Origin of the sequence: Clostridium taeniosporum, from assembly GCF_001735765.2 — a bacterium.
Classification (GTDB): Bacteria; Bacillota; Clostridia; order Clostridiales; family Clostridiaceae; genus Clostridium; species Clostridium taeniosporum.
Window position 1 is genome coordinate 1,084,582 of record NZ_CP017253.2, and the last position, 21,693, is coordinate 1,106,274.

Consider the following 21,693-nt stretch of genomic DNA (forward strand, 5'->3'; position numbering starts at 1 on the left):
TTTATGGAAAATAACAGTAAAAATTTATCAAAAGATGATATAATAATCCCAAGAAAAAATATTATATTTCAATATATTAGGTATAGAAAGGAAGTGGTATAAATGGACATGATTAAAATATTAGAAGATCTTCAAAGTGCTATGAATCTAGAATTTGAAGAAAGAGTTATAATTTTTGAAAAGTATAAAAGTATATTGGAGTTAGAAGTTTTTAATAATCCATCTAATGTTTATGCATTTTCGCTTATAGCAATGATATCATTAGAGTTACGAAATGATGTAGAATTTTCAATTAAAATATTAGAAGAATATTATGGCAGAAATAAAGATATTATATCAGATGATGATTTTTCTTTATGGGCCACTAATATGGCATATTTTATAAGTGAAGAATATGAAGATTATGATAGAGCAATTAAATTACTTACAGAAGCTGTTAAACGTAGCTCAAAGTATGCTAATACATATTATGCTTTAGGAAAATTACATTTTATGAAAAAAGATTTTAATGGAGCAAAAAAATTATTTAATAAGGCTTTTAAAATATCTTTTAATAATATATACAGATATTGTGAAGCTATTAGTTTAATTAAGTTAAATAAAAAAGAAGAGAGTATTTCTAAGTTAAAGTCAATTTATACAGTTCCTTTTATAGATGAAGAAATTGATGGAAAAATTGCATTAATGCTTGGAATAGAATTAGCGTTGAATGGTAAAGAAGAAGAGTCTAAAAAAATAGTACAATGTATATTAAACAGTGACTATGAAAGGTTTAATATAGAAACTGACGATTTAGGGGAATTAATGTATATACTTAATGATTATCATAAATGTGTAGAATTTTATGATAAAGCTAATCTTTATGTGGATGATAGCTGGATTGGTCAATACTTTTTTGCTCTTAAGAAAATAGGAAATATAAACAAAGCATATGAAAAACTAAAGAAGATTGAATTAAATATAGAAAAGAATATTTATGAGGAAGAGTTTAATTCGGAAGATTGGGAATGTGAAGATGATTATAAAGATTATATTGACTCAGAAAAAAGAAGGTTAGATAGTATTAAAAAATGTTATGTAAAAGTTGTAGAGGAGAACTTTAAACCGATTCCTAATATTTATTATGATATATTTTATAAATGTTATTATATAAATTGTCCACGTCATTATATTAAATAAGTATTTTAAAATTAATAAAAAGAAAGAGTTTTGAGGAAGAATATGTAATAATATTAGGAGAAATAATATTAAAAATATATTAATTATAACGAGGGGAATTATATATGTATTATAAAAAGATTTATGAATTTATTGAGGGATTAAATAAAGATAACATTGAAGAATTAAAACCTCAGCTTAGTAAATATGTAGGTGAATTAATTTTATCTATAAAAGATGAAGAAAATAATTTATCTTTAGAAGATATAGATGGAATGATGAGCATTGCATTGATGAGAGAGGAAATTCAATATGGTGTAGAAGAAGAATTAAAAGAAGAAAATAGTAAATTTGGATTATTGACAGATGAATTTATGAATAGTTATAGAGAGTTTACTAATGAAATGGCTGAAAGAGAGTATGTTCAAGATGCTATAAATTTAACAAGAAGTGTTTTAAAAGCATTAGGATGCATACATAGAGAAATATTTCTTGTTGATAAACTTAAGGGCTCATCAATAGAAAAACACCAATACATGATATCAACAAAATACTTAGAGGATTTACAAAAACAACTTCATGAGCATTTAAATCAATATACAAAAGAAATTTCAAGAGAGTATTTACTTATATTAGGGTTGGTTAATTATATAAAGAATGAATTAAAAGAAAATATTGATGAGATTGGAAGAATAATTTTATCAGAATTAAAGAACAAGTCTTTGGAAGATTTTAATAAAGAAGAGCATATTCATGAATATAAATCTATGATTAATAAAGATTATATAAAAGAACTGCAAAAAAGAGAATATTTATGGAATATTTTAAGCTCAAAATTACAAGAAGTATATTATAGAGACGAATTGTATGAAGATTTAGAATAGAGTATTATATTTGATTATTTAATAAGGGTTAATTTGTTAAATTGGATATTAAGCTGTATTGACATTCATCTAAGGCTAAAGTTTAAAATAATATGAGACAAGATATTATTTAGGAGATGAATATATGGAAAATAAATATACAATTAGTGAAATAGCTAAAATGTTTAATATAACTACTAATAAAGTGCGATTTTATGAAAAAAAGGGATTGTTAGAACCTTTAAGAAATGAAAACAATGATTATAGAACATTTACTAAACAAGATATAATAAAATTACAATCAATTTTACTTTATAGATCAATAGGCATACCTATTAAAGATATAAAAAATATATTAAATAATAGTAGAAAAGAGAATTGTTTAACTTACTTTAATGATCAATGGAAGTTAGTTAATAATGAAATTGATAAACTTAATATAATAAGAAAATCTTTAGAAAGTATATTGGATGAGCTTTATGAAGAAACAAAGGAATATAAGATAGATAGTAAAGTATTAAATATAATAAATGAAAGTAATGAATTATATAATATTAAAAATAATTGGCAAGATAAATGGAATTTTAATAATTGGGCTAAAGCATATGATAGAGATATTATTGAGGATAAGGGAACATTAAAAATATATAAAAATTATAGTTTAATATTGCAAAATGTATATGATACAGTTAAAAGTTTTCATATTATAAATCCTAATATATTAGAAATTGGGGTAGGGACAGGCAACTTAGCTAGTAAATTTTTAAATGATAGTTGCAGTATAATAGGGATAGATCAATCTAGAGAAATGTTAACAGTAGCAAAAGAAAAACACCCTAATTTAAAGGTAAGAATAGGTGAGTTTTTAAGGATACCTTATTATAATAAATGCTTTGATGTTATCATATCAACATATGCATTTCATCATTTAAATACAGAGGAAAAATCTATAGCAATAGAAGAGATGTTTAGAGTATTAAAAGATAATGGAATTATAGTCATTAGTGATTTAATGTTTAAAAGCATAAAGGATGAAGAAGATATTTTAAGGAATTTATCAATAGGACAAGTAGAAGAAATAAGAGATGAATATTATTCTTATATTGATTTTTTGATAAGTGAATTTAAAAAATATAACAAAAAATTGCAGTATAAAAGAATAGATAAATTTAATTATATAATTTCAGTCTTTTAGTAAATGGCATTATTAATATTTAATGTTTACTTTGTTAGGTTTGGCAACTTTTATAGATAATTACGAATATATTAATTATTGAAAAATTAACATATTTAAATTTTGAAGAAATCTGGTATTAAATAAATACAGATTTCTTTTTTGCATTATATAAAAAATTTGAAACTTTATTACCTTCTTCTAAGTCTAATATGTGTAACGTTCATGTTATTAGAAAATATTAGTGATTATAAGGGGAAATATGAAAGGCGTGGCTACTATGAAATTTAAAATACTTAATTTTAAAATCCTGATCATATTATCTATGGCATAAAAGTAATTACTGATAATAATGGGGAACTTCCTATGGATGGTAGCCATATTTTTGATAATAATAATCAAATAAATTATTTTAGTGCTTTACCTAAAGATTGTAATAGTTTAAGAGTTATAATATATAAAGACATATTAAAGAAAAAAGAAACAATCAATCATCCTGATGGAAGTTCAGAAACTGATTATGAAGATAATGGTGAAGATGAAGTTTTCATTGATAAAACTATAAATATAGAGTAAATTATATTATGAAATATATTCCAAGATAATGCTTAATATAAATGTTATCTTGGAATTTTTAAATTATATATTTCTATACATATTTTAAATTTAGATTTACTAAATATGATTATTATAGTATGCACCTTAAACATATATTTACATTAATGCATATTATTTAAAAATTAAATATTTTGTGTTATAGTTTATTTAGAGAAGTTAAGGGGGTATAAGGATGCTAATGGATAATTATGTAGTAGTCATAGGTGGAATGAATTTAGATATAGCAGGTTTGTCAGGAGATTTATACAAAGAAAAAGATTCAAATATTGGAAAAATTCAGATGACGGTTGGTGGAGTAGGACAAAATATTGCTCAAAATTTAGTGAAATTAGATGTTCCGACATACTTGATAACAGTCTATGGAGATGATTATTTTGGAGAATTTCTAGCTGCCCAGTGTAAAAAGAATAATATTCATTTAGATTATGCTCAGTGTATTTTTAATACCAGAAGCTCTACTTATTTATATGTAACAGATGACAAAGGTGATATGGTTACAGCTGTTAATGATATGAATATTACAGAAAATATTACTCCAAAATTCTTGGAAAAACGTATAAACTTTATTAATGGAGCATCAATCTGTGTAATTGATGGAAATACCCCCAAAAAGTCTATTGAATGGCTTGCAAATCATTGTACTGTACCAATTTTTGTAGATCCAGTTTCTATTGCTAAAGTAAACAGATTTAAAAATATCTTAGATAAAATTGATACTTTTAAGCCAAATGCATTAGAAGCAAGTGCTTTATCAGGAGTGAAAATTGTTGATATAGAAAGCGCTAAAGAAGCAGCTAAAGTTTTATACAAAAAAGGGGTAAAGAATGTATTTATATCATTAGGAGCAAAGGGAATTTTATGTTCAACAGAAGGAGAAATGGATTTTATTCCTATTTTACCAACACATGTAGTTAGTGTAAATGGAGCCGGAGATTGTAATATGGCAACAATTGTATGGGCACGTTTTCAATATGGCCCTAAAATATCATTAAAAAAAGTAGGGATGTTAACTCAGGCAGCAGCTAGTTTAACAGTAGAAGTTGCACAATCAGTATGTCCGAATTTAAATATTAAAAATATAATAGAAAGATCAAAGAAATTTTCAAAAGAGGTGTAAAAATATGAAAAAACAAATTTATTCTTTAGTAAACTATAATGAAAGTGTTGCAACAATGGATGCTGGTGCAGACCATATTGGTTTGGTACCTATGCAAAGCGGTGGGGTACCAGCTCATCGTGTTCCATTTGATGTTGTGGATCGTATATTCAGTGAGGCGAAAAAGCGTGGTGTTAAATGTGTAGCTATTATGTTAAATACAGATCCAGATGAAATGATTTTTATTGCAAATAGAGTAAAACCTGATATTTTGCATATTGCAGGCATGGAATTTACAGCTGATGCAGCATTTGCTGAAAGACTACATAAAGAATGTCCAGGTGTTGAATTGATGCAAGCTGTTCTTGTGGATGGATCAGGAGCTATAGAACGTGCAAAAGAATACGCAAAATTTTGCGATTATATCTTAACTGATTCAGGACTTGCACCAGATACAGGTATTGGGGCAAGTGGAATGACTCATGACTGGAATATTGATGCAGAAATTGTGAGAAGCGTAAATATACCAGTAATTATTGCAGGGGGGTTAGGAACGGATAATGTAGAAGAGTGTATAAAACAAGTAAAACCTTATGGTGTAGATTCTTTAACTAAGACAAGCTATAAATACAATGATGGTGTTATGGAAAAAGATATTCCAAAAGTAAAGGAATTTTGTGAAAGAGCAGATAAGATTTCTGAAGAATTAGGTTTATAAAAGGAATTTTATTAGTGAAAACCTAACCTTGTGTGGATATATCACCAAGATTAGGTTTTTTTATTATTTTAGAGTAACAGGCTAATTTAAATCAAATCATCTAATCCATTAACTGCAGTTTGTTCATTTTCATTAATTGGAATAACTATGCATTTTTGGCCATCTATTATTTGTGATTTTATTTCAGGTACTTTTTCAGGTTTTACATGAAGTATAACATCATAGTTATTTTCAGATTTATTATCTTCTAAATTTGTATCGTTAGTTTCTTCTAAATTAGTTTTTAAATCTTCTTCTGGAGCTATATTGTCATCATTAATATCTTCAGAAGTAGAAATTTCATTATCTATAGCAGTTTCTTGTTTAGTTTGTTCCAGTTTGTTTTGTAGAATTTCTACTTGTTTTTTAAGGTGTTCTTCTTTTTTTATTTGAGCATTTGCCTTAAGTATTTTTGAATCAATTAAATTTTCTGCCATAGGAAGATCATCACCGAATTTTTCAATATAAGATTTTTCAATTTTATTAGTAGCTTCTTCAGGTACTCCACTTTCTATTAGAAGGTTTTGTATATCTTTTTTTGCTAATGTTATAGGCTCACAATCTGTATCATCATACATGGAATTATGTTCATCTACCATAGCATTTAGATTTTCTTGTATTTCCATAAAAATTTTATCAGCTTTTTTTTCATCAACTCCTATAGAATCTTTAATAATTGTTTGAAAAGCTTCTTTTTGTATAGTAGCAGTTTGTTTTGAAGAACAACCTAAAGAATTTTCCATTAATTCAGGATGTGTATCTTTGGCATTTTTTGTATAATACATAATAGAGTTAACATCTGAACTACGATCAATAAAAGCAGGAAATACAAAGCCGTTAATTGGAGCATCAACTACCCAATCTCTTAGTCTGGCTTTAATCTTATTTTCTTCTTCAAAGTATCTAAGACCTGGTTTTGAAAGTGAAACAGGACATATTGCGCATAGTAAATATTCATAAACTTCTTCAGATTCATCTAGCTTTGCATTATCAGTAGTTTTAGTAATAACATCATAAGCATCATGAAAAATAAGTATTAAAAAGTTGCCAGTATAATCATAATTATCTATGATAGATTGATAAAAAGTATCAAGAAGAGAATCATCTTTTAATTGACTTTTTTTTAGTTGCATAAGAGAGATTTGTTTCTCATTTATAAAATTTTCATTAACTGGAAAGTTTAATTCTAAAATATTATTTCCAATGGTTCCAGAGAGTACTTTTTTAGCAATTTCTAGATATTTAAAGTATTCATCTTCATCTAAATTTAGAAAGGTTTCTCTAAATTTTAAGATAAGATGCTTTTCTCCATTAACATAGCAACCACACATTTTAGTGAAGGTGCAATGATCTTTTTTAAAACGTCTTTTTAACTCAAGTATATCTTTTTTTCTCATATATAAACCCCTTAATCTAGTCTTTAATTAATTTATTATCAATATTAAGTATAGTATTTTTTCTTGATTAATTAAAGATTTTTAATTCCTTTTATTATTTCAAGAAAAATTGATGATAAATATTATAAAGCTAAAAAATTCACATAACAACAAAAATAATGCTCACTAAAGATTGGTACATTTATTATTTAATGTAAAATAAATGTATACATATTTATACTTCAAACGTTATAACAACAGAAGTATTAAAATCTAAGCTAATAACTAAATTGTTTTATGGAAGGAGGAAATGATGAACAATGAATTAATAAAGGAGATGTTTCAGAAAAAGATGATTATTATATATAAGTATTTAGTTAAGCTTGGTTGTAGTAAAGATAATGCTGAAGATATAGTGCAAGATACTTTTTATAAGGCACTAAAATACATTGATGGGATACAGACTAATAAGGTTTCATCATGGCTTTTTAAGGTAGCAATTAATAAATACTATGATTTATGTAGAAAAAATAATAGATACATTTATTTAAGTATTGATGAAGAAGTTTTTAAAGAAAGCTTGATAGAGAATAATTTAGTTGAAGAGTTTATATTGGATTTAGAAAGAAAGGAAGAAATTAATGAAATTTTAAATTCTATTAGTGATGTTTATAAGAATTTATTGTTTTTTAAATATGACATGGGTTTATCTTATAAAGAGATAGCGGAACTTTTAGGTATAAACGAAAATACAGTTAAAACTTATCTTTTTAGAGCAAGAGAAAAATTTAAAAAGTTATGGAGGGACAAGTATGGATATAAAGAGTGATGAAGAAAAATTAAAAGAACTGTTTGAAGTGGAAGAAAAACCTAATTTTAATAAAGCAGTTAAAAGAGCTAAGATATTTTCAATAATAAGGACTACAATAATAAGTTTAATGATGTTTATTATTGTAAGTTTTGTATTATTTATATCTAATGACTTTATATTAAATGTTATGAATAATAAGGAAGAGGATAATTTAAGAACTTTATTTGATATAGCTATGCCAAATGCTTATATAGGAAGCATACAAATTGATGATAGGATTATGGTTGGTGAAATAGATTATGTTAGATATAGATTTTTAGAAAATAAGCCTATAACTGATGGGAATTATAAGGAGGGATATACTTATATGCCTTTGATAAATGGAGCTTATGGTGATATGGGGCAATATCTATTTAATAGACATGGCAAATCATCGAGAGATTTGAATGAAGCTTTAAATTATAATAAAGCAGGTAAAAAAGTTATGAAATTTTATCATCCATCAATAAAATATGAAAATTATATAAATAATTTAGAAAATATTGATAAAATAGGTAGTGATAAATTAATGGAGATATCATTATCTTTTGATAAAGGTTATAGTCTTGAAGAAGTAAAGACTATGATTCCTAGTGATATCACTTTAAATTGGTATTGGGTAGATACTTTTACTAAAAATGATTACTATTTTTCAGAAAAGTTAATATTTGATGAATATAATGTATATGGTATAAAAGCTTTAGATAACCAAGGAGATTCAATTGATAATCCTGAGGAAAATTTTATAGATGCTATTAATGAAGGAAAAGACAATAATTATAGTAATAAATATAAAGAATTATTTAATAATTTAAGTAATGGAAAAGGTGAGATTAATAAAGAAGATTTAAAGATAATAGGCGTAGTTATAAGTGGTGATAGTAAATCATTAAAAGCATTAAAAGATAAAACTTATATTAAAGCAGCTACCCTAGGCGCAGTAGCAGATAAATATTAATAAAGGAGATATATATATGAACACATATTTAAAATTAGAATTTAAAAAGAATATATTCTCTTGGAGAACAATAATATCTATTCTAATAATTTTATCAGTATTTATGATACCTTATTTACAAGAAATAAGATTCCCATATGAAGGGTTAGATGGAATAGATTATTTTATAAGACTTAATGAATTTTCATATATAGGATTTATAGGACCGATTATAGCAGGGATAATTTATTCTACATCAATAATTAATGATAAAGAGTCTGGATTTATAAATAAATTATTAGAAATTATAGATATAAAAACTTATTTTAAAGTTAAATTAATAGTAAATATCTTAATAAATTTTATAATATTTGCAATGAGCTATGGTATTTTTATTTTGTATCTTATTATAAAATATGGATTAAATAATATTAGAGATGGAATGACAAATGGTGCTTTTGTAATAAGTGGATTTATAGATGTGTATGAAAGCTCAAAAATGTTATATATTATTATAATATTTTTAGGAACATTAATATCTTCAGTTGCTTTTTCAACATTTGTCTTTGGAATTACAACAATAACTGGGACAAAACTTGTAGCATATATATTCCCTATATTTTATGTAATACTCACTGGAATCTTTTTTGAGATGTGGTTTTTAAATGGTGTGATTGATTTCAATGTGATAAAATTATTCAATTTGACAGAAAGCAATACCCAAAATGGAATTGATATAATATTGTATAATTTAATATTAATGATAATAGGAGTGGGGCTATTACATAAATCATGTTATAAGAAAATGTCATATTTGTCTTAGAAAACTTAATTTTACTTATTAAAGAGAATTTATAAAGTACAAAAAGCAGAATAAATAAAAGTATAATTTTATTGTAGTTTAGAATTATACCATTATAATATGTAGAAGAACAAAGAACTAACTTTTAATAATAAGTAGTTCTTTGTTTTTTTATTTTCTATAATAAATAGAGGAGTATAAAAGAGATATAATGAATAAGTAGAAGATTGTAATGTAATAGAATTAAAATATGAAAAATAATGTAATAAAGTTGAAATATGAAAAATAAAATGATAACATTTTGATTTAGTACAGAATTTAATAAATAATTATCAAGAAAATATCATTTAAACAATTATTAAAGGTGGTTATTTTATGAGAATATTAATAGTGGATGATGAAAGAAGTATAGTGAATTTAATTAGACTAAATTTAGAGGTGGAGGGATATGAACCTATTATAAGTATGAATGGAGCAGAAGCAATCTCAAAATTTGAAACAGAAAGACCGGATTTAGTTATATTAGATTTAATGTTACCAGATATAAGTGGACATGAAGCTATAAAGAGATTTCAGGAAATAGATAGTGAAGTTCCAGTTATAATGCTTACTGCAAAAAGTCAAATAAATGATAAACTTTTAGGTCTTCAATTAGGAGCAGATGATTATATAATAAAACCATTTAATAGTACAGAACTTATTTTGAGAATAAAAGCAGTAACAAAGAGAGTTAGAAAAAAGCCAAGATTAGAAAATAATAATGAAATAAGAATTGAAAAATTAAAGATTTTAAAAGATGAGAGAAAAGTTTTTATAGATGAAGATGAGATTTTTATGACCTATAAGGAATTTAATACACTATTACTTATGATGGAAAATCACAATAAAGTTTTTACTAGAGAAAACCTTTTAGAAAGAGTATGGGGAGATGAGTATGATGTTAATACTAGAGCAGTTGATATTTTGATACAAAGAGTTAGAAAAAAGATGGGCAAGTATTCAAATAAATTGAAAACTGTTTATGGAGTAGGATATAAATTAGAATTTAAGGATGACACTATTTAGTTTTACAAATAAAGTACTAGGAGGATGCAGTTTTAATGCGACTGAATTTTAGCATAAAAACAAAAATAATTCTCATGAATATGGGAATATTAATTCCAATTATAATTTTTATATATGTAACAATAACAAATAATTTATATAGTAATGTAATAAAAAGTAATATCGATTTATTAACAAAAGAAAGCTATAATACTCAGGTATATATATCAAATTATATTGAAAAAGATAAGGGGGTAGATATTGAAACTAATTTTGTACATAAAGCTCCTTTAATTAATACATATTTATCTAAAAAGTTGAATTATAGAATTCAAATTTATGATAAAAATGGTGACATAATGACTGATTCCGTTGCTAATAGGGTTACTCTTTTTGACAAGGATATAACTAATGCTATAAAGGGAAATAAAGCTTATGTGGTTAAAAAAATTGACGGGAATATTTACATATTATTTTCAAGTCCTATATATTTAAAAGATGCAACGTTAGGATGTGTAAGATATATATATACTTTAGATATTGAAGAAAAATTTATAAATAATATGTTTATAATTATGGGAATATTAGCATTTATGTCAATTCTTATATCCTGGCTTTTAAGTAAGCTTCTTTCAGAAAAAATAGTAGGACCAATAAAAAAATTAAAAACAGTTTCTCAAAAAGTTACAAAAGGAGAATACGATAATAGAATAAAAATTAGAAGTGGGGATGAAATTGAAGATTTAGCTGAAACTTTTAATGTAATGTCTGAAAGCATAAAAGATTATGTTGAAAGTTTAAAAGAAGAAAGACAAAAACAAAAAAAGTTTTTAGATAATGTAACACATGAATTTAAGACCCCTTTAACAGCTATAATAGGATATTCTGAGATTATACCTAAGTTAAAAAAACAAAGTGATATAGATGAAAGTTTAGTTTTTGTAAAAGAAGAGGGAATAAGACTTTTAAAGTTAGTAGAAGAACTTCTTGATTTATCAAAATTAGGGAAAAGTGAATTTAAAATAGATAGAAAGAAAAATAATTTAAAAGAAATTATAGAAGAAGTTTTAATAATCATAAATCCTAGATTAAAAAAATATGAAATAGAAATAATTAAAGATTTATGTGATATTGAGGTTTTAATAGATAAGGACAAGATTAAGCAGGTTATCTTAAATGTACTGGATAATGCTATAAAATATAGTGAATGTACAAATATAAATATAAAATTGCAAATTGAAAATGAAAAAGTAATTTTAAATATAATAGATGATGGTATAGGAATAGCAAAAGAAAATATATCTAGACTTTTTGAACCTACGTATAGAGTTAATAATTTAAATTCTATTAACAATAATGGAAACGGGTTAGGACTTTGTATATGCAAAGAAATAATGAAAAAACAAAATGGAGATATAAAAATTAAAAGTAATTTACAAGAAGGTACTTCTATAGAAATTATATTTGAAGGTAATTAATATTATAAAAAATAATAAATGTTACATTTACGAAACATAAGTGAAATGTTTATGAGATGTTAAATTTTTATTATATAGGAGGAAACATAAGTGAAGAAAATTAGCTTAAAGGCTAAAATTATAGGCATATATACAACTATAATAATTATTTGTATTATAATGACAAGCTTAAATTATAGGCTTTTATATAATAGAGTTCAAATAATAAGTGATAAAGATGATGTTGTGAATAAGATAAATATGTCTATACCTATTAAAATTGAAATTTCTAATGAAAAATGGGGTGATTATGTTTTTGAAGATGAGAGTTCTATACAAATGATATGGAATTCAATAAGTGATATCATGAATGATTTTTCAGAGGAGGAAAACTATATTACAGAAGGAAGCAATATAAGCATTGATGCAAATGTTTACTATTTAAATGGTATGAAAGATAAATTTAAAATAAGTGATGTTCTTATTTTGAATAATCATATGTATCATGATAATAATAAATTACCATTAATAAATAGATTAAAAAATGATTTGCTAGGTTATTTATATTCAACTTCTAATATAGCTAATCTCATAAATACTAGAAATAGAATAGTTATTAGTGATTCTAATAACTATGTAAAGGAATTAAATGAATTAGATAAAGAAAGTTTAAAAAAAATAATAATTAATTCAACTAAACTTCATAGTGATGATGGAATTAAAGCTTTAAAAAAACAAAATAAAAAAGCTTTATCACATATAAAAATTTATATTTATGATAAAGATGATACTTTTATAAAAGTTAAAAGTTGTAATGTTGTAAATATTGATGTATATGATAATGGAATATTTGTTGTTCAATATATGGGAGATGAAAATGGACAACATACATATTTCAAGGGACATCTTAAAGATATATGTGAAAATATATTAGGAAAAAATCTTTAAAAATCATCAGTGCTAGAGAGGATAGTTGGTAATGAATATTAAAAAAATTATTTGTTTTATTATAATAATATGTTTATCTTTTAATATTATTTCTTGTAATAAAAAAAGCACAAAATTAATCTATAAAGATGGATATTTAAATCTGGAAGGGAAGCATATAGTTGTTTATGTAGCATCTAGAGATGAAGTTGGAAGAACACTTTTAGAAATGTTTAAGGAAAAGACAGGATGTACATACGAATACATAAGAATGTCTACCCAAGAAGCTTTAGAGAGAATTAGATCAGAGAAGAAATATCCTAAAGCAGATATATTTATAGGCGGAACTTGTGATGCTCATAATATAATGAAGAAAGAAAAACTGTCAGAAAAATATATATGCTCTAATTATGATTTTATACAAAATAGGTATAAAGATAAAGATGGATATTGGACAGGTTTAGAGGTTAATTCTTTATCTATTATTATTAATAAGGACAGATGGGATAAAGAATTTGCAAATAAGGGATTAAAAATTCCAGATAAGTATGAAGATTTAATTAATCCAATATATAAAGGGAAACTTATAATACCAGATCCTAATATATCAGGTACTGGATATACTATTATAGCATCTATTGTACAAAATATGGGTAAGGAAAAAGCTATAAAATTTTTGAAAGATTTGAAATCAATTGCAGGAGAGTTTACACCTAATGGTTATATTCCAGCACAGAAGGTTGCAACAGGAGAATATTTAATAGGTATAAATTTTATAGCAGATCAATTATTAGTTAAAAATTCTGGATTTAATGTATTAACTAATATTCCTGAAAAGACTGGTTGGAATATAGATGCAATTTCAAAAATAAAAAATGGTCCCAATGAAGATATAGGTAAATACTTTATAGACTTTTGTACAACAAGAGAGAGTGAGGAAACAATAATAAATATCTCTCAGGGTAAATCTACAAGAAAAGATATAAAAGATGATAATTATAAGGATAATTGTGAAACAAGTATATATGATAATTATGATTTCAAAAAAGCTAGTGAAGATAGAGAATGGTTAATTAAGATGTGGAATAGTTTTAAAGCGTGATTTTATAAATAAGGGAATATTTAGAATGTAGACTTTTTGAAATAATATAATAATTGATACTTTAACTTTTTTTAATTAATAATTTATAAATAATCAATTTCTAGTATTTGGAATCTAAAATATTAAAATTTATTATTTGGGAGATAAATTTTGATGTAAATAAAATTAAAAGATAAATATTTTTAAGAAGACATTTATTATATTAAGGTAATTGGGAGGATAGATATGAATAAATTGACAAGTTTTTTTAGTGTTAGTAAAAAAGAAGTTACAGTATCAATTGAAGATCAAAGAAAGATGTGGTTAAAAGAATTTTTAAAAGCATTTTTAGTTGTATTTTCTGTTTATGCTTCTATGTATTTAATTAGAAATAATCTTAAAGCTGGACAACCACTTTTAAAAACTCAACTTGGGTTTACAACATCTGAGCTTGGATATATAGGATTTGGATTTTCTATAACCTATGCTATTGGTAAAACATTATTAGGATATTTTATTGATGGCAAAAATGCAAAGCGTATAGTTTCATTTTTGCTTATGATGTCTGCAACAATGGTTTTTGTAATCGGTATTATATTATTATCAGGAAATAAATGTGTTGGAGTAATTTTATTACTATGGGGATTAAGTGGATTTTTCCAAGCACCAGGTGGACCAAGTGCTTATTCAACAATTACTAGATGGACTCCTACTAATAAAAGAGGTAGATATTTAGGATTTTGGAACATGTCTCACAATATCGGTGGAGCGTTAGCAGGAATATTAGCATTATGGGGAGCAAATAAGTTTTTTCATGGTAATGTAGCAGGAATGTTTATAGTTCCAGCAATACTAACAGTTTTTGTTGGTTTTGTAATGTTATTTGTAGGAAAAGATGAACCAGAAGAATTAGGTTGGAACTCAGCAGAAGAAATATTTGGTGAAGTTAAATCTAAAGATAGTGCTGAATTAGATAATATGAGTAAATTTGAAATATTTAAAAAATATGTTTTAAAAAATCCTTGGATTTGGATTTTATGCGTAGCTAATGTTTTTGTTTATATAGTTCGTATAGGAATAGATAACTGGGCACCTTTATATGTTACAGAACAATTACATTTTGCAATGGGCGATGCAGTTAATACAATATTCTATTTTGAAACAGGAGCTCTTATAGGTAGTCTTAGTTGGGGTTTTATATCTGATCTATTAAAAGGAAGAAGAGCAATAGTTGCAGTATTTTGTTTAATACTTACTGGATTTGCAGTTTTAGGATATAGATATGCTACAAGTGTTACCATGGTAAACATCTCATTATGTGCTCTTGGTGCTTTAATATTTGGACCTCAATTATTGATAGGTGTATCTCTTGTTGGATTTGCTCCTAAAAAAGCAATTGCAGTTGCAAATGGTTTAAGTGGTACTTTTGGATATTTATTTGGAGACTCTACAGCAAAGGTGATGTTAGCTAAAATAGCAGATCCTAAATCATCTGGTATAAATATTGCAGGTATATCTTTTCATGGATGGAATGATGTATTTATTATATTCTATGGTGCACTTATAATTGGAATTTGTCTTTTATTAATGGTTGCCTATGGGGAAGAAAAGAAGATAAGAAGATTAAATAAGAGTGAAAATGAAACTGAAGGATTAGTAGCATAATATATATATATATAATAGAAGATAAATTATACGAAATATATTGCATTAATAAACAAGAAAGAAAAATTTAAGTATTATAAAGATTATTAATATGTATTAAGATAAATGCTTTTCTAAGGACAAAATAAGTTATTAGAAAAGTATTTTTTTGAGATTTTTTATATAAATATAAAATTTTATTGTTGATTTATTAATATTTATTTATAAAAATATGATAATATTATTGATTTATATGAAAAAATGTTGAAATTTGTTTTTAGCTATGATATATTTACTCTCGAAAATTAGTTGTATATACAAATGAGAAATTAGCTATTAAAAGTTAAGTTAATATAACTAATTTTCAATGGACTACTAGTAATTTGTATAATGTATAACTTTAAAAAGTGAAATGATAAAAAATTAATATTAGTACCTATTATTACAAATGATATATTAAGTGAAATAGTACATTTGTTATTAAATGGTTCTATAGAAAAGTTATATATTTATATGATTAAAAATCTTTATAAATATTTTTAATTTTTAATAGATTCAAAAGAGGAGTGAATTAATATGAAAATTGCAATTGTTGGAGCAGGAGCTATGGGATCTCGTTATGGATATATGTTACATGAATGTGGAAATGAAGTTTTCTTAATAGATGCTTGGAAGGATCATGTAGACATTATAAATAAAGATGGATTAACAATTGAAGAAGATGGAAAACTTAAGAAAGCAAAAATACCAGCAATGTTACCAAAAGATGCTGTAGAAGTTCCAGATTTGATGATTTTATTTACTAAATCAATGGGATTAGAAGATATGCTAAAATCTGTAGAAAATATTATAGGAAATAATACAAGAGTGTTATGCCTATTAAATGGATTGGGTCATAATGAAACTATTGAAAAATATGTTGATAGTAAAAATATACTTATGGGTGTAACTTTATGGACAGCTGCATTAGCTGGTCCAGGTCATGTTGTATTAACTGGAGATGGAAGTTTAGAAGTTCAAAATATTGATCCCAATATGGAAGTAGAAGCAAGAGGAATTTGTGGCATACTAAATGAAGCAGGATTAAAAGCACATTACAGTGAAGACGTTATATTTTCAATATGGCGTAAAGCTTGTGTAAATGGAACTTTAAATAGTTGTTGCACAATTTTAGATTGTAATATCAAGGAATTTGGAGAATTAAAAGAGGCATCTGAGCTTATTCGTAATATTATAAAAGAGTTTGCAGATATTGCTCAAAAATATGGAATAGAATTAAATGTTGAGGAAGTTGCAAAAGCAATAGAAAAGATATATGATCCAAGTCAAGCAGGAGAGCATTATCCATCAATGCATCAAGATTTAATTCAAAAGCATCGCCTTACAGAAATTGATTATATAAATGGATATGTATCTAGAAAAGGTAAAGAATTCAACATAAATACACCATATAATGATTTATTAACAACTATGGTTCATGCAAAAGAACAATTACTTATTAAATAAATAAACTATTAAATGGGGCTGTATCAGATTAGAGTTTTTCAAACTCAATCTCATACAGCTCCTTTTTATAATAATATTAATAACTTTAGATTTATCAAACTGTTTTTTTATTTAAATTATTAAGCAATTATATTTCTAGTATCACTAAATTTTTCATAAAATAGTCTATTATCTTTCTTTATCATACATAGTAGAAAATGAATAAAAATTAATAAGTTAATTGTTATTCCTATAATTGCAATTATAACAATATAATTAGTATATTCAATTTTATTTAAATCACCGGTAGTGAATAAGAGTTTATTTATACCAAAAAATCCGTAGTAAAGAAGTCCATATCGTTTAAAAACTTCTTTAAATGATAGCTTTTCATGTTTTCCTTTAATTTTTATTTTAAATAAGGCTTTTCCTATAGTTTTACCATTAGTAAAATAAACAAGAACAATAAAATAAAGAAAAATAATTATTGCTTGCATAATTAAATCAGAATCTTTATAAGGAATAAAACCTAATATAAACCAATCAACATAAAAAGCAAAAAATCTTCTTATATAACTTACTTTGAGATTTTGTAAGTCTACTTTATCATCCAATGTATTTGTTTCTGGAAGATAATATGTAAATAGTGGAGCTATTAGATATCCTAAAAATCCACCAAATGTATTTAATATTAAATCATCTACATCAAAAAGTCTATAAGGAGCATTGTATATACCATATAAACCAGTTAGTTGTGTAAGTTCAAAAAATAAAGAAACACAAAAAGTTATTATTATAGTTTTCTTCAAATCCTTTTTAAAATAGTATCTTAAATAAATTCCAAGTGGCGTAAGTAAAATTCCATTAAAGGCAACCTGTAAAAAAGCTCTTTCTTTAAGTATATTTATATATGTAGAAGGTTTTGAAATTACAACAGTAGATTCTTTTAAAATATCAATAATGAAATTAAAGGGAATTAGCTGTGTATATTGAGTCCCTTCTGCTTGTAAGCTTCTTACATCAGTAACACTAGGTAATGGTAATATTATAAAATAATAAGAACATATTAAATATAGTAAAAATGAATATAGAATGAAATTTCTAAATATATTTATATAGCCATATTTTCTATATTGATATAAGCTAAAAGGAATTGTAATAAAAATAGCTAAAATAGGGAATGTTATCATAGCTGTTTTAATAGGAAAAATATAACTTGACATATTTCATTATCCTCCATCTTTAGTAAATTTTAATAAAGATTTATTTAGTTAAATAAAAATTTATTACTTATGAAGTATATCATTAATAATAAGATATTTACAACTAGAAGATATATTAAATAAATTATTTTATTTTTGATTTTTTTAGTGATATACTGATTTAGTTATTAGAAAACTTTTAGCAAGGATGAATTTTAGAATGGAAAATAAAAATTATTTATACCATAATTATTTAAATATGGCTAGAAACTTAAAAACTGAGGGGAATTTATTAAAGGCATTAAGATTTTATAAGAAAGCTTATGCTTTAAACATAGGTAAAAAGGACATAGAGTTTTTATTTGATATGGCATTATTATATGATGAAATTGGTTTAAGGAAAGAAGCTAAAGAAAAGTATTTAGAGATAATAAATTTGGATAAAGATGAGCCAAGGGCTTATTATGGTTTAGGTATTATATATGATGAATTAGGTGATTTAGCAAAAGCAAAGGAATATTATAAAATATCAATAGAGAAAAATCCGAGTTATGATAAGGCATATTTCTTTTTAGCTAATATATATGATGAATTAGAGGAAAAAGAAGAGGCAATTCTAAATTATAAAAAAACTATTGAATTAAATAATAATGATTTATGGGCAAATGCTAATTTGGCTTGTATTTTTGAAGAATTAGATAGAAATGAAGAAGCTTTAAAATATATAAATAGATCTATAGAAATAAATCCTAAGCATTATAAGATATTATTTAATAAAGCTGTAATATTAAACAAATTAAATAAAAAACAAGAAGCCATAGAGTATTATAAAAAATCTATAAAAGCAAACCCTACATACACATATAGTTTTTTAAATTTAGCTGTAATATATAGAGAAGATAATGATTTTGAAACTGCAATAAATATAATAAATAAAGGAATAGAAATAAATCCTAAAGAAGGATTTTTATATTACAATAGAGCATGTTTCTATGTTAATGTAGGGGAATGTTTAAGGGCTTTAAAAGATATAGAAAAAAGCATAAGATTAAATGATTTATTTTTAGATTATATGAAAAAAGACAAAGAACTTGATCCTATACGAGATTTAAAGGAATATAAAGAATTTATAAATAACATTATATAGGAGAATATGATATTATTTTATATAATGATAAAAAATAATATATTTTCAAAGAAAGGGGAGAAAGTTTATGAAAGAAACTTTTACAGAAAGTTTAGAAATTTCAATGGATAATCTTTATAAATCAGGAGCATTTTTAACATGTGGAAATGAAAATCAGGCTAATACTATGACAATTAGCTGGGGAAGTGTAGGTTATATTTGGAGAAAACCTATATTTATGGCATTGGTTAGAGAAACAAGATATACTAAAGAATTTTTAGATTCTAGTGATAATTATACAATTAGTATACCATTTGGTGGAGATATGAAATCAGCCTTAACTATATGTGGAACAAAATCAGGAAGAGATATAGATAAAGAAAAAGAAGCTAATATAAAATTTATAAATAGTAAAAATGTTAGTAGTCCTATAGTTGATGGATGCAATAAGTATTATGAGTGTAAAATAATGTTTAAGCAAGAAATGAATTTAGAGAACATTGATACAGAAATAAAGGATAAGTTTTATGGTGAAGGTGAATCAAAACATGTCTTATACTTTGGAGAAATTTTAGAAAGTTATGATAAATAATATTTGATATATGCATAAGTAAAGTAAGATTAAGTAATTTTTCCTATTGCATAAATTAAATATGCTACTAAATAGAGTCTTTTATTCTGATAATAAAAAGCTATTACTTAAGTTGAATCAAATTAAGTAATAGCTTTATTGTTATTTCAAGTAATTATTTTCTGTATTTAATTTCTGATAAATTAGGTGTATGTTCAAATTCAATTGGTTCATCTTTATATAAGAATTTTACTCCATCAATCCATTCACCTTTGTATTTTTCTTGAAGAAAAGTTTCAAATAAACTATTTTCTGTTATTTCTCCACCAGTAGAACCTTGTAATTTATTTACAGCCCAATTTGGTTTCTTTAAATCAGCGTTGTTAGTTACGTTTTTATTAGCTTCACTTTCATTTAAGTTTATAACAGCAATTTTTTTGCCATCTACATTATCTATAGATTTTACTTCTATTGGTAAGTTATTGAATACTTTTTCAGAAAGAGCCTTTGATAATTCTTTTAATTTATCTTCTAAACTTAAATTTTTGTCTAGTTGAATAGTTGAAATTTCTTTAATTTCCATATTGTTTGCATCTTCAGTATAAATGAAAAATGCTTCAGTTTGTTTTTTAGTATCATTTTTTTCATCTTTAGAACTTCCAGCAGGGTTGTCCTTTTTTATATCAGCTTCATTATCTGTTTTTGGATTTTCTACTACAGTATTGTCTTTAGGGTTATTATTAGTAGCTGAATTTGAAGAACAACCTACTAAACCAATGCTTAACATTAGAACTGCAGCTAAAATCAATTTTTTTACCATTATTCTTTCCTCCCTACTTAAAAATAAGTAATACTTTAAAATATCATTAACAATTATAGCATATGTGATTAATAATTAAAAGTTTGGGTATATTAAGAAAATGATGGTAAAGATAAAAATATATTCTTAAAATAATTGACAATTTATTTTGAATGTAGTATATTTTGATTGTCAAAATATTTGATTGCAGAAATTAAATTTAACTATTAAATCAAATATTTAATGTTTTATCTGAAGGAGATAAATAAAAATGAGTCAATCAAAAAAGATAGTTAATGAGATATTAGTAGAATTATTTAATGATATTTTACAAATAGAAGAACAAACAATAAAAGAAGGGGTAATTTCAGATCTTTCAATTACTGAGATTCATACTATTGAAGAAATTGGAATGTATACAAAAAGAACAATGTCTGAGGTGGCTCAAGATTTAAAGATAACAGTTGGAACCTTAACAACTGCAATTAATAAGCTTATAAAAAAAGGTTATGTAGAAAGAAGTAGAATAGAAGAGGACAGAAGAGTAGTTTTAATTGGTTTAACTAAAAAGGGAAAGTTAGCTTATAGATTACATGAAAAATTTCATGATGATATGGTTAGTAACTCAATAGAAACTTTAACAGATGAAGAAGAAAAAATACTTATTTCAGCATTGAATAAAATTAATAAGTTTTTAAGAAAAAAATATAAATTGGAATAATTAAG

Annotated in this window: 21 protein-coding genes; 18 read left to right on the forward strand and 3 right to left on the reverse strand. The window is 24.5% G+C overall.

The window, feature by feature from the left end:
• The first annotated feature begins 102 nt into the window (after positions 1-102).
• From BGI42_RS05160 to BGI42_RS05185, 6 genes are all read left to right on the forward strand, one after another.
• The gene (locus BGI42_RS05160; protein ID WP_069679301.1) at positions 103-1,179 is read left to right on the forward strand and encodes a tetratricopeptide repeat protein; all 1,077 of its coding nucleotides are present in this window, start codon (positions 103-105) and stop codon (positions 1,177-1,179) included.
• A gap of 104 nt (positions 1,180-1,283) precedes the next feature.
• The gene (locus BGI42_RS05165) at positions 1,284-2,042 is read left to right on the forward strand and encodes a hypothetical protein (protein ID WP_069679302.1); all 759 of its coding nucleotides are present in this window, start codon (positions 1,284-1,286) and stop codon (positions 2,040-2,042) included.
• Between the two features lie 124 nt (positions 2,043-2,166).
• Positions 2,167-3,216, forward strand: a complete 1,050-nt coding sequence (locus BGI42_RS05170; protein ID WP_069679303.1) for a MerR family transcriptional regulator — start codon at positions 2,167-2,169, stop codon at positions 3,214-3,216.
• Positions 3,217-3,561: 345 nt separating this feature from the next.
• Entirely contained in the window at positions 3,562-3,771 is a 210-nt protein-coding gene (locus BGI42_RS05175) for a hypothetical protein (protein WP_069679304.1), read from the forward strand.
• Positions 3,772-3,985: 214 nt separating this feature from the next.
• Positions 3,986-4,930: a PfkB family carbohydrate kinase gene (locus BGI42_RS05180; protein ID WP_069679305.1), complete on the forward strand. Its 945-nt coding sequence runs from the start codon at positions 3,986-3,988 to the stop codon at positions 4,928-4,930.
• Between the two features lie 4 nt (positions 4,931-4,934).
• Positions 4,935-5,627, forward strand: coding sequence for a phosphoribosylanthranilate isomerase (locus tag BGI42_RS05185; RefSeq protein ID WP_069679306.1), 693 nt, complete (start codon positions 4,935-4,937; stop codon positions 5,625-5,627).
• Between the two features lie 86 nt (positions 5,628-5,713).
• On the opposite strand, the gene BGI42_RS05190 is transcribed toward BGI42_RS05185, so the two are convergent.
• Positions 5,714-7,063: a DUF4317 domain-containing protein gene (locus BGI42_RS05190; RefSeq protein ID WP_069679307.1), complete on the reverse strand. Its 1,350-nt coding sequence runs from the start codon at positions 7,061-7,063 to the stop codon at positions 5,714-5,716.
• 292 nt (positions 7,064-7,355) lie between these two features.
• Here BGI42_RS05190 and BGI42_RS05195 point away from each other — a divergent pair, with 292 nt between their 5' ends.
• From BGI42_RS05195 to BGI42_RS05235, 9 genes are all read left to right on the forward strand, one after another.
• On the forward strand, positions 7,356-7,871 hold the full coding sequence (locus tag BGI42_RS05195) for an RNA polymerase sigma factor (RefSeq protein ID WP_069679308.1): 516 nt from the start codon (positions 7,356-7,358) through the stop codon (positions 7,869-7,871).
• Positions 7,855-8,850 (forward strand): anti sigma factor C-terminal domain-containing protein, encoded by a 996-nt coding sequence (locus BGI42_RS05200; RefSeq protein ID WP_069679309.1) that lies wholly within the window; start codon positions 7,855-7,857, stop codon positions 8,848-8,850. Before BGI42_RS05195 ends, BGI42_RS05200 begins: the two co-directional genes overlap by 17 nt.
• Positions 8,851-8,866: 16 nt before the next feature.
• Positions 8,867-9,652 (forward strand): hypothetical protein, encoded by a 786-nt coding sequence (locus BGI42_RS05205; protein WP_069679310.1) that lies wholly within the window; start codon positions 8,867-8,869, stop codon positions 9,650-9,652.
• A gap of 354 nt (positions 9,653-10,006) precedes the next feature.
• Positions 10,007-10,696, forward strand: coding sequence for a response regulator transcription factor (locus BGI42_RS05210; protein ID WP_069679311.1), 690 nt, complete (start codon positions 10,007-10,009; stop codon positions 10,694-10,696).
• A 35-nt stretch (positions 10,697-10,731) separates the two neighbouring features.
• Positions 10,732-12,153 (forward strand): sensor histidine kinase, encoded by a 1,422-nt coding sequence (locus BGI42_RS05215; protein WP_069679312.1) that lies wholly within the window; start codon positions 10,732-10,734, stop codon positions 12,151-12,153.
• A gap of 90 nt (positions 12,154-12,243) precedes the next feature.
• The gene (locus BGI42_RS05220; RefSeq protein ID WP_069679313.1) at positions 12,244-13,080 is read left to right on the forward strand and encodes a DUF3919 family protein; all 837 of its coding nucleotides are present in this window, start codon (positions 12,244-12,246) and stop codon (positions 13,078-13,080) included.
• Between the two features lie 31 nt (positions 13,081-13,111).
• Positions 13,112-14,161, forward strand: a complete 1,050-nt coding sequence (locus BGI42_RS05225) for an ABC transporter substrate-binding protein (protein WP_069679314.1) — start codon at positions 13,112-13,114, stop codon at positions 14,159-14,161.
• 225 nt (positions 14,162-14,386) lie between these two features.
• The gene (uhpT, locus tag BGI42_RS05230) at positions 14,387-15,805 is read left to right on the forward strand and encodes a hexose-6-phosphate:phosphate antiporter (RefSeq protein ID WP_069679315.1); all 1,419 of its coding nucleotides are present in this window, start codon (positions 14,387-14,389) and stop codon (positions 15,803-15,805) included.
• 555 nt (positions 15,806-16,360) lie between these two features.
• Positions 16,361-17,290 carry a 2-dehydropantoate 2-reductase gene (locus BGI42_RS05235; protein ID WP_069679316.1) on the forward strand — a complete coding sequence of 310 codons (930 nt, stop codon included), beginning with the start codon at positions 16,361-16,363 and terminating at the stop codon, positions 17,288-17,290.
• Between the two features lie 119 nt (positions 17,291-17,409).
• On the opposite strand, the gene BGI42_RS05240 is transcribed toward BGI42_RS05235, so the two are convergent.
• Positions 17,410-18,492, reverse strand: coding sequence for a VanZ family protein (locus tag BGI42_RS05240; RefSeq protein ID WP_069679317.1), 1,083 nt, complete (start codon positions 18,490-18,492; stop codon positions 17,410-17,412).
• Between the two features lie 199 nt (positions 18,493-18,691).
• On the opposite strand from BGI42_RS05240, the gene BGI42_RS05245 reads away from it, so the two are divergent.
• Positions 18,692-19,618 (forward strand): tetratricopeptide repeat protein, encoded by a 927-nt coding sequence (locus tag BGI42_RS05245; protein WP_069679318.1) that lies wholly within the window; start codon positions 18,692-18,694, stop codon positions 19,616-19,618.
• Between the two features lie 67 nt (positions 19,619-19,685).
• On the forward strand, positions 19,686-20,189 hold the full coding sequence (locus BGI42_RS05250) for a flavin reductase (RefSeq protein ID WP_069679319.1): 504 nt from the start codon (positions 19,686-19,688) through the stop codon (positions 20,187-20,189).
• 154 nt (positions 20,190-20,343) lie between these two features.
• Here the strand turns inward: BGI42_RS05250 and BGI42_RS05255 are convergent, their stop codons facing one another.
• On the reverse strand, positions 20,344-20,988 hold the full coding sequence (locus tag BGI42_RS05255) for a hypothetical protein (protein ID WP_069679320.1): 645 nt from the start codon (positions 20,986-20,988) through the stop codon (positions 20,344-20,346).
• 250 nt (positions 20,989-21,238) lie between these two features.
• Here BGI42_RS05255 and BGI42_RS05260 point away from each other — a divergent pair, with 250 nt between their 5' ends.
• Positions 21,239-21,688 carry a MarR family winged helix-turn-helix transcriptional regulator gene (locus BGI42_RS05260; RefSeq protein WP_069679321.1) on the forward strand — a complete coding sequence of 150 codons (450 nt, stop codon included), beginning with the start codon at positions 21,239-21,241 and terminating at the stop codon, positions 21,686-21,688.
• Positions 21,689-21,693 lie beyond the last annotated feature (5 nt).